Here is a 9,423-nt window from a genome sequence, read left to right as displayed (position 1 = left end):
TTTATGGTTCGAGGAGTTGGTAGCCGAGCTTGCGGGAGGCCTTGGCGTCCAAGGTGACCGACCGGGCGCACCCGGCCTCGTTCGCCGCGGCGATGATCAGCGCGTCGCTGAAGTCAGCTCCGGCCTTTGCGGCGGCGAGAGCCGAGGCGACTTGCGATTCGTTCTGCGCGACTATCTCGTCGGAGGCGGCCAGTTCTTCCAAAGCGGCCACCACCTGCGGCTGGGCCGGTTCTGCGTTTCCGGGTGGCCGGACGGGATCGGCAGCCGTGAGAACGGGTCGCACGGCCCGGAATTGGGCGGTTCGGGTCTTGTAAACTGGCCGAACACCCCCACTTCGTCCGGCGTCGTTGTTTAACGGCGGCGGAGCGACGTGTTCGAGAGGTGGCGACCGCACTTGTCGCTGAGTCAGCCGCCCGCCCTCCCGAAAGGTCGTGACCATGGACGTCATCACGGTTGTCGCCGTGACCTTTTTTCTGGTCTCCTACGCGTTGATCGCCACGGAGAAGGTTCACCGTGTCGCGGCGGCGCTGGCCGGGGTGGCCGGGATGACCATCCTAGGGCTGTTCCGCGCCGACGGACCGTTGGTCAACGCGGATTCGGCGTTCTTCACCGAGCACACCGGGATCGACTGGAACGTGGTCTTCCTGCTCTTCGGGATGATGGTTGTGGTCTCGGTGCTGCGGCACACCGGCCTGTTCGAGTTCATCGCGTTGTGGGCGGCGCGCGCCTCAAAAGGGCGGCCGATCCGGCTCTTGATCGTGTTGATGCTGGTGACGGCGTTCTTCTCCCCCATTTTGGACAACGTCACCGTGGTCTTGCTGGTCACGCCGGTGACGCTGTCCGTGTGCGCGCGCCTCAAGATCGCCCCGGCGCCCTATCTCATCTCGTTGATCTTCGCCGCCAACATTGGGGGCACCTCAACCCTGATCGGGGACCCGCCCAACCTGATCATCGGGTCGCGGGCCGGGCTCACCTTCATGGACTTCCTAGTCCACGCGCTGCCGCTGACCGCCATCCTGCTGGTGGTGTTGGTGGCGGCGGTCGCGGTCGTGTTCCGGCGGGAGCTGCGAGTGCCGATCGACGTGGAAGAGGCGCTGGGGGACGTCAACCCGGTCGACGCGATTCCCAACAAGGCCCTCCTGGCGCGCTGCCTGGCGGTGCTGGCCCTCATCATGGTGGTGTTCAGCCTCCATTCGGTGGTGCCCCTCGACCCGTCGATCGTCGCGATGCTTGGCGCCGGGCTCATGGTGATGGTCTCCGGAACTAAGCCCAAACAGTTCTTCGCGGAGGTCGAATGGGTCACATTGTCCTTTTTCATGGCCCTGTTCGTGCTGGTCGGGGCGCTGGTGGAGGTCGGCGTGATAGGCCGACTGGGCGAACTGGCGGCCAGCTGGGTTGGCGGCCGGGAGATGGTCGGAGTGACCGGCCTCCTGTTCGGCTCCGCCATCCTGGGCGCCGTGGTCGACAACATCCCGTACACAACAGCGATGGTTCCCATCGTCTCGGAGATGGTCGCCTCCACCGGCTCCGCCGGGGCCGCCAGCCCCTTGTGGTGGGCGTTCGTCTTCGGGGCCGACTTGGGCGGCAACATGACCGGGGTCGCGGCCGGGGCCAACGTGGTGGTGCTGGGACTCGCGGCCCGCTTCGGCAAGCCCATCACGTTCTGGCAGTTCACCAAGTACGGCATCCCGTTCACCCTGCTCACAGTGGGGATCGCCTGGGCGTACGTGTGGCTGCGGTACTTCGCGCTGGCCTGAGCGCGCGACTGCCTGTATGCGCCTGGCGGGAGGAGACGGCATCGTCGGGGCCACCTGCCGCTGAATCCGGTTTGTTACGCTGGAACCTCCTCAGCGCCCGGGACGGCTGCGGCCGACCCGATCGCAGGCGCTAGACCATGAACCGGGAGCGAGCGTGTCTGGACCGATTCTTGTTGTGAACGCCGCTTTCGGCGCGATCAAGTACAACCTTGTCGACGTGGACCAGAAGGAACCCCTGGCGCGCGGCAAGGCCTTCGGCGTGGGGCAGCGGACCGAGGGCGAAGTCGTTCTCACAGTCGGCGACCACACCTACCGCGCAGATCAACGCTTCTCGGACCACGAGGCCGCCCTCGCGGCGATACTCAAGATGCTCGGCGAGTACGGGCCGCCTGGGTGCGAAATCGCCGCCGTGGCCCATCGCGTGGTCCACGGCGCGGACCTGTTCGCCACGGCAACCATTGTCACGCCCGCGGTTCTTGCCGCGATCGAGGACCTCGCACCCCTGGCCCCCGAATACAACCCGAAGGCGCTCACCGGCATCCTCGCGGCGCAGCGCCTCCTGCCGGCCGTGCCCCACATCGCGGTGTTTGACACGTCTTTCTTCGCGGACCTGCCGCCGGCGGCGGCGGCCTACGCCCTGCCCCGGGACATGACGGAGCGGTTGCGGATTCGCCGGTACGGATTCCACGGGTTGACCCACCGGTACGTCTCCGAACGGGCGTCGTTGCTGGTGGGACGCCACGACCTGAGGCAGATCGTCTGCTACCTGGGCAACGGCTCCTCGATCTCCGCCGTGGACTCCGGCCGCCCGGTCGACGTGTCCACCGGCTTCACCATGATCGAGGGGCTGCCCACCCGCGCCCGCAGCGGCTCGATCGACCCCGGCATCCACCGCTACGTCATGGAACGCACCGGCATGGACATCGCGGAGTTCGACCGCGTCCTCAGCGAGGACTCCGGGATGCTGGGACTGACCGGCATGACCGACCAGCGGCAAATCTGGGCCGCCGCAGACCAAGGCGACGAACGCGCCGCCCTCGCCATCGACGTGCTGGTCCACCGGATCGTGTCCTACATCTCCGCGTTCCACGGAATCCTGGGCGGCGCCCAGGCCATCTCCTTCACCGGCACCGTGGGCGAACAAGACGTCCGCATGCGCAAAGCCGTCTGCGACCGCCTGGCCTGCCTCGGCGTTCAGATAGACCAAGGCGTCAACGCGAAAACCCACGGCCCCATCCGCTCGCGCATCATCTCCACCCCGCACTCCGAAGTCGCCGTCCTCATGGTCCAACAACGCGAGGCCCTCGCCATAGCCCGCGAAGCCGCCATCATCCTCGGCTGGAAACGCAACTCAACCACCCGCTGGGAACACCTGGCCACCCGCTGAGGACGGGGGCCGATCAGGACGGCTCTTATTCCCTTGGAGCCGGAAACAGGGCCGTCACCATTTCCGTGGCGCGGAACCCTTCCAGCCAGGCTTCGACGCTGGCGTGGACCTGCTCGTCATCGAAACGGCCTGCCAGTGCATCAGCCGCGTGGCGGCGCATCACCGACGAGGGATCGCCGTACATTTCGATCAACCATTGCGCGCCCCGCGCGACTACCAGCGCAATCTCTGGGTGCTCATCTGACCGCTCTGCCATAACTCGCGCAACGTCGTCAGGTCGGGAGACCATCATCAGCAGGGCGACATCACCAGAGTCCTTCGCGCGCAGACGGTGCGGGCGCGTGGCCGCCTGGGCCGCCCGTTCGTGGACCTTGTGCGCCTTCGCGACCAGTAGGGCGGCTGGTCCGGCGACCCAAGCGTTTACCTGGTCACTCGTGTCGTCAATCGCGGTCACCTGCTGGGGATGCCGGTCCCAGATTGCCAATTCCAACCCGGTGGCGCGACCGGTGGCGTTCTTTTGGCCGACAATACGCCCGGCCCTGCGCCCGGCCCCCGCATATGCCTCCGGCACAATGAGATCGACGGTGCTGCGCTCGCCCAGCGGCAATGTTGACTCGTCCGCGTAGCCGTAGATGCCGGGTCGGTCGATGAGCGCCGGGGTCATCCTTATCGAAGCCATCACCTCAAGAAGCTTTGGCTCGGCGGTCACGAATACCGGGTTCAGGACCACATCCGCGTCGCGGGTCGCCTGCATCTCGAAGTTGCCCCATGCTTCCTGCGCCCAAGCGTGCACAGCGTGCGCTCCCACGATTGTGATGGCGTCTTGGAAGGCCTCCAACGCCCTGATCGTGGCGATCAAGAGACGGCGTGAGCGCTGCACGCCATATGTCAGGTCCTGCAGGGTCGCGGGCGTCCGCCGCTTTGGTTCGGGTTTCCCGTTCACGGCACGAGGTCCTGGACGAGGTGATCGAGTAGAAAAGCCGAGGCGTCTGGCTGTCTTCCAGGCGAGGCCAACGAGTCAAGCAGCGCCCATTCCTTGGACACCACTCGCATATCGCCCTCCCAGCGCGCGACCGTCCGCACGTTGTCGGTTGTGGCCAGCAGAAACATGATCCTCGGCGAAGTCCACGCCGAGTCCTTCAGACCGGTCACCGCTGCCGGGTCGTCAACATAGACCACCGGCGTGAATGATCGAGTCCTGCTGACGTCTCCCACATAGGCCTCAACCGACGACACGATGGGCGACTGGCCTTGAGCAGCCAGGGCACCAACAGCCTCCCTCAGTTCGCCGGACAACTCCACGCGCCGGCGACCGGCGCGGCGAGCGACCTGCGCGAGGTCGGCGGCCGCCGGGAACCGTCGCACTATCGCCTCACGGTCGCTCGGGGCGGCCGCCTCCAACCGACGCAGGATCTCCGCCAGAGGCTCATCCGAACCCTTCTCCGCGAGCTTGGAGTCCAGTTGGAAACCTGCGGAGCCCAGTATGCGATCAATCATGGCCCAGGAAGGCTCGGTCTTGCCCGCCTCGATTCGGGAGATTGTGGAAACGGAGACTCCGGACAGATCCGCCAGGGCGTTCATCGAAAGCTGGCGCGCGGCCCTGACTTGCGAAACCAGCGCAGCCGCGTCAACCATAGCCACAGATTCTAGGCGCGCTGTTGCATATATGCAACGGTGGCGACCATGTCGACGCCCGCCCCAAGAAGATGGCACGGTACCTCTCCCGTGGCTACCGGAGGTTGGACCATCCCCGTTTTGCTGAGCGGAAGGCGACCGGACGGCATCGGGCCACGGGGAAGCGGCCCCAAACTTGGCGTTCGGTGAAGCCGAGTTGCCGGTCGCCCGGCCGGCTGCGGAACTGGGCGGCCAACGGAAGGGCCCCTCCTGCTCATGCGAGCCCGCGACGCTTCTCCTTCGGAGCGCGAGTGTAGCTTTCCGTCTAGCGTGCGGCGGTCTAGCGTGCGGCACTAGCGTGCGGCGGCGAGCGTAGGTTTCCATCTGACCTCGGCGTGCGACTGTAGGATTCCATCTGCTCGCGAAAGGCTGCCGCCGCGCTGACCAGGTGAAACGGGAATCTGTCTAAGACAGGAACTTACATTCGGCGGCTCGTGCCAGACACGAACTTACACTCGGCGTCCCGGACCAGATACGGACCTACATTCGGCGGCGAATGTAGGTTTCAGTCTTCGCCCGCCGGCGGCGTGGATGGGCGACAAGGCCGCCGAACTGGCCGACATCAGGAACACGCACGGCCTCTGGCTCGCGGTCAAAGTCGTCTTCGGGTCCTTGCGCGGCACTTCCTTCGTCGGCGCCCTGATCGGCCAGGCCACCATGGCCGACGCCGAATTCGGCGAACTGTGCCGCACCTTCTCCCCGCCGGGACATGTGCCACCACCGGGCCCAGGGGGTTGACAAGTTCGAACGCTCACACCCAGGTCGAGGCCTTTTTGCGTTCAGTGGCGGCGCAGCCGGCCAGGTACAGGCTGATCAGGGTCCGATAGGGGACGCCCGTTTGCGCGGCCACCGCCTTGAAGTGGCCGACGGCGTCCCCGTCCAAGCGGATCGTCACCCCTTTCTTCAGTCGTTTGCGGTGCGGGTTCGCCGTCGTCGCGGTGGACCCCGTCGCGCGAGGTTGGCCACCATGATCGCCACAGCGCGCCGCATCCGGTGAGTTGGCCAGCACAGTCGCCAATCCGCTGCCGAACCGGGTGCTCCGCGTTCGGGGCAAGGGGCTCCTGGCCGCCGCGCAAGATCGAGGACTCCCACCCGAAACTGGGGCTGACCCTCGACCCGGGCGATCGCCTCGACGGCATCCGCCGCCACCGCATCCCCGGCCTCCTGCTCGCTAACCCTGGCCGCGGCCCGCCCCCGTTCCACCGGCGTCACAGAAAGCGCGGCTTGGGGGCCCGCGACCGGCGGGGGCCATCATGCGCCGAGGTTTCCGTCAACGGGGATTCGGTCAACGGGTCCACTCGGTGAAGCCGAGTTGCCGGTAGCCAGGCTGGCGGCGGCGGAACTGTGCGGCCAGCAGCGGCACCGCCGGGTCGGTGTAGTCGTGGACCGTCACTGCCGTTTTGCCGCCGCCCATCCGAATCCGGCCGATCGCCTGGACCAGCCGGCCCGGAAAGGAGATCGGCGCGGTTAGGAAGACTGTGTCGAGGACCGGGGCGTCGAACCCCTCGCCGATGTACGGCAAGGTGCCGATGGCGACCAGCGGCAGATCGGCCGGATGCGCGGCCAGGCGTTTCCGGGCGTCGGCCAACTCCTTCGCGCCCAGGCCGCCGCGCAGGATGACCGGGTCGTGGCCGGCCGCCCTCACCCTGCCCGCCAACGCGTCAACGTGGTCGCGGAGCTTGGTGACGACCAAGCACTTGCGGCCCTCGCCGACGGCGGCCAGAACGTCCGTTGCGATTTGGTCGTTGCGGACGGCATCGGCGGCCAATTCCCTGTAGACGGCCGCGAGGCTGGCCGGATCGGCCGGGTCGTAGGCGGTCGCGGCCCGGAAGGCGGTCTGGTGGATCACCAATCGCCGTTCGGGTCCCAGATAGGGCGTGGTCAGGGAATCGTCTGCGGGCAAGATGTCGCGGACCGCGTGGCGGATGGGGCCCAACTGCCAGGTCACCAACTGCTCCAGGCCGTCCGCGCGCTCTGGGGTGGCGGTGAGGCCCAGCCACCAAGTCGCGCCGATCCGGGAGACCGAATGCTCGTAGCTGCCGGCGGCCAGGTGGTGGCATTCGTCGACGATCACCTGCCCGTAGGGCTCGCCGAACGCCGCGACTTCCTCTTCGGTGCGGCGCGCGAGGGATTGCAGCATCACAATGTCGACCACACCGGTGGTCTTCTTGCGGCCGCCGCCCATTTGGCCCGGTTTGACACCGAGGAACGCCTGAATGCGCTCGCGCCATTGGTCGGCGAGGATTTTCCTGTCCACCATGATCAGGGTGTTGACCCCGCGTTCGGCGATGATGGCGCAGGCCATGACCGTCTTGCCGGCGCCGGTCGGGGCCTGGAGGATGCCCGCCTCATGGGCGAGGACCGCGTCGACCGCCGCCGCCTGGACTGTGGTGAGGTCCCCCGAGAACGCGACGTCAATTTCCGCTCCGCGCTGGCGCTCGTCTTTCACGACCAGCTCCGACCCGGCCTGCTTGACCAGTTGGGCCGCACGCTCGGTGAGCCCCCTTGGCAGAATCACGTCCCCTTCGACGCTCAGGTCGAAGCCTTGAAGGAACCGCGGGGTCCCGTAGGTCGGCAAGCGCATGGTCTGTTTCTTGTAGAACATGGGGTTGCGCATGGTGGCGGCGTTGCGGAGGATGGCGGCCAGACCCCGCGGCAGGTCCTCCGCCGCGATAATGAGCCCGCGCCCAAGCGTCGCGTGGACGTGCGCCGGCGGCAGCGGCTGGATGGCCGTGGCCCGCGAGGGACGAAACGCTTTCACATCCTCGCCGACTATGACGGGCGCGGCCTTGACCGCGGCGGCGAGTTGGCCCGGCGTCACGCGGTCCAGCACCGACAGGAACTCCCATTGGTCCTTGTGCGGCTCCCAAACCACCGGGTCGACGAACACCGTTGTGCCGCGCTTGCGCGAAAGCCCGTGCAGGGGTGCGGCGATCAGGTTGCCCAGGCCGCCGCGCGGGACGGTGTCCTGGTTGGGGAAGAGCCGGTCATACGAACCCAGCGGCAAAGCGCCGCGGATTCCGTGGGCCAGATGCAGGCAGCCCTCGCCGAGTGCCCTGGCCCGGGCAGCCGGGACGGGCTCGCTGAAGAAGATCCACACATGCACGCCTTTGCCCGAATGCGAGATCTCCAGCGCCGTTGGGATTCCCAGCGAAGCGGCGGCCTTGGCGTAGGCGTGCGCGTCCAGCATGGCGCTGGCGCCGTCGAAATCCGCCGCCAGCCACCAGCAGGTGTCGTCGACGAGGACCGGGTATAAGCCGATGTACATCTCGCCGCGCAAATGTCTTTCCAGGATGGCGGGAGTCAACGGCAACAATTCCTTGTCTTCCAGCTTGGTTCCCTTGGGGTACCAGCGCGCGGCCGCCGGACCCCACCCGGACTTGGGCTTGCGGCCGTTGTCCCACCGCCTGGCGAACGCGTCGGGGCGCGAGGCGAACAAGGATCCGAACAGCGCGATTTTCGCTTGGAGGGGCGAGCGGCTGTCCAGCGCGCCCGGGTGGACCAGCGCGAGCGCGGCTTGTTGCGGCGGCGGCTCGGCGCCGTCAGTCAGGCGGAGCAGGTTGCGCAGGCGTTGGTTTTCGGCCCGGACCGCAGCGAGCGCGTGTTCCAAAGCGATGGTCTTGGGTTCGGTCACCAAGCCTCCTTCAGCGGGACTAGCCGGCAGCGCCACAATACCCGGCGACCGGCGGTTGCGGCTTCCCCCTTTCGCCGCGTTGGGACCGTCCGGGTTTCGGGGCGGCGCACGATGCCGTCTGACCCGCTTGGCCGCTGAGTCTCCCGTTCGGCTCTCGGCCGTCGCCCGCGACAGGCGACCGAGAACGGCGACGGCGACGTGAGAAATATCCGGGGTCGCCGCCGGCGGCTGCCAGAACCCGGCGGGCGCCGTCCAGCGGTTGCGCCCCATCACCCGAAGGCGCTACCGTGTCTCTGTACGCATCGCGTGAGTACAGCTAGTAGTCTCGGAGGGCCTGATGAACACGGCGACCGCAACCGGGGCCGAACCCCGAAAAACTGAACGGGTCAACCTGCGCGCCAGCCGGCGCCAGCTTTCGCTGCTCCGTAGGGCGGCCGAGGCGACGGATCGCAGCCTGACGGACCTTGTGCTGGAAAGCGCGGTAGGCGAAGCCGAGCGCCTGCTTGGCGACAGACGCCTCTACGTCCTGACGGCGGCCCAGTTTGACGAATTCGAACGGCTGCTCCAAGCACCGACGGGTCCGACGCCCCTGTTTGATCGCCTGTTCGAAGCCGATGGGCGGACCGGGGCGGGAGATTCGGCCTGATGGACTCGGCGCCCGCGCCCCACCGGCTTGGCCCGGACAACTTGACCGAGGGTTTCGCCAGCGGCGCCCGCGAACTGGACCAATGGCTGACCCGGTTCGCGCTGGAAAACCAGCGGGCCGGGAACGCGGTCGTCTACGTGGTCGAGCGGGACGGACGCATCGCGGGCTATTACGCCATCGCCATGGCGGGGGTCTCCCGAGAGCTCGTGCCGGAGCGTTTGCATCCCCGAAGCAGACCAACCGAAGTCCCCTGCGCGCTGCTCGCCAGGCTCGCGGCGGACATGCGCTGGCAGGGCATGGGGCTTGGACGCCTGCTGCTTCGCGA

The 9,423-nt window shown here is 67.3% G+C and carries 10 protein-coding genes; 5 read left to right on the top strand and 5 right to left on the bottom strand.

Annotated features, from left to right (window positions below; all coding sequences use genetic code 11):
• Position 1 precedes the first annotated feature (1 nt).
• The gene (locus LBC97_04260) at positions 2-283 is read right to left on the bottom strand and encodes a hypothetical protein (protein ID MDR2565269.1); all 282 of its coding nucleotides are present in this window, start codon (positions 281-283) and stop codon (positions 2-4) included.
• A gap of 154 nt (positions 284-437) precedes the next feature.
• On the opposite strand from LBC97_04260, the gene LBC97_04255 reads away from it, so the two are divergent.
• Positions 438-1,757 carry an ArsB/NhaD family transporter gene (locus LBC97_04255; protein MDR2565268.1) on the top strand — a complete coding sequence of 440 codons (1,320 nt, stop codon included), beginning with the start codon at positions 438-440 and terminating at the stop codon, positions 1,755-1,757.
• Between the two features lie 154 nt (positions 1,758-1,911).
• Positions 1,912-3,144 carry an acetate/propionate family kinase gene (locus LBC97_04250; GenBank protein ID MDR2565267.1) on the top strand — a complete coding sequence of 411 codons (1,233 nt, stop codon included), beginning with the start codon at positions 1,912-1,914 and terminating at the stop codon, positions 3,142-3,144.
• Between the two features lie 25 nt (positions 3,145-3,169).
• Here the strand turns inward: LBC97_04250 and LBC97_04245 are convergent, their stop codons facing one another.
• Both LBC97_04245 and LBC97_04240 read right to left on the bottom strand, forming a co-directional pair.
• Positions 3,170-4,087, bottom strand: a complete 918-nt coding sequence (locus LBC97_04245; protein MDR2565266.1) for a hypothetical protein — start codon at positions 4,085-4,087, stop codon at positions 3,170-3,172.
• Positions 4,084-4,779, bottom strand: a complete 696-nt coding sequence (locus LBC97_04240; protein MDR2565265.1) for a helix-turn-helix domain-containing protein — start codon at positions 4,777-4,779, stop codon at positions 4,084-4,086. The genes LBC97_04245 and LBC97_04240 overlap by 4 nt, the downstream gene beginning before the upstream one ends.
• A 570-nt stretch (positions 4,780-5,349) precedes the next feature.
• Here LBC97_04240 and LBC97_04235 point away from each other — a divergent pair.
• Positions 5,350-5,556, top strand: a complete 207-nt coding sequence (locus tag LBC97_04235) for a hypothetical protein (protein MDR2565264.1) — start codon at positions 5,350-5,352, stop codon at positions 5,554-5,556.
• A 13-nt stretch (positions 5,557-5,569) separates the two neighbouring features.
• Here the strand turns inward: LBC97_04235 and LBC97_04230 are convergent, their stop codons facing one another.
• Both LBC97_04230 and LBC97_04225 read right to left on the bottom strand, forming a co-directional pair.
• Positions 5,570-5,827: a BrnA antitoxin family protein gene (locus LBC97_04230; protein MDR2565263.1), complete on the bottom strand. Its 258-nt coding sequence runs from the start codon at positions 5,825-5,827 to the stop codon at positions 5,570-5,572.
• Between the two features lie 276 nt (positions 5,828-6,103).
• On the bottom strand, positions 6,104-8,452 hold the full coding sequence (locus LBC97_04225) for a DEAD/DEAH box helicase (GenBank protein MDR2565262.1): 2,349 nt from the start codon (positions 8,450-8,452) through the stop codon (positions 6,104-6,106).
• Positions 8,453-8,789: 337 nt separating this feature from the next.
• Here LBC97_04225 and LBC97_04220 point away from each other — a divergent pair, with 337 nt between their 5' ends.
• Both LBC97_04220 and LBC97_04215 read left to right on the top strand, forming a co-directional pair.
• Positions 8,790-9,098, top strand: coding sequence for a DUF1778 domain-containing protein (locus LBC97_04220; protein MDR2565261.1), 309 nt, complete (start codon positions 8,790-8,792; stop codon positions 9,096-9,098).
• Positions 9,098-9,423 (top strand): GNAT family N-acetyltransferase (locus LBC97_04215; GenBank protein MDR2565260.1); only part of this gene is annotated, 326 nt, incomplete at its 3' end. The genes LBC97_04220 and LBC97_04215, both read left to right, overlap by 1 nt.

The organism is Bifidobacteriaceae bacterium (assembly GCA_031281585.1).
In the GTDB taxonomy this organism is placed as follows: domain Bacteria; phylum Actinomycetota; class Actinomycetes; order Actinomycetales; family WQXJ01; genus JAIRTF01.
This window is presented reverse-complemented; position numbering and strand designations above follow the sequence as displayed.

Bases quoted from the DNA above. Each gene is read 5' to 3' on its own strand.
- LBC97_04255 (MDR2565268.1), top strand. From the start codon at position 438: ATGGACGTCATCACGGTTGTCGCCGTGACCTTTTTTCTGGTCTCCTAC.
- LBC97_04240 (MDR2565265.1), bottom strand. From the start codon at position 4,779: ATGGTTGACGCGGCTGCGCTGGTTTCGCAAGTCAGGGCCGCGCGCCAG.
- LBC97_04235 (MDR2565264.1), top strand. From the start codon at position 5,350: ATGGGCGACAAGGCCGCCGAACTGGCCGACATCAGGAACACGCACGGC.
- LBC97_04220 (MDR2565261.1), top strand. From the start codon at position 8,790: ATGAACACGGCGACCGCAACCGGGGCCGAACCCCGAAAAACTGAACGG.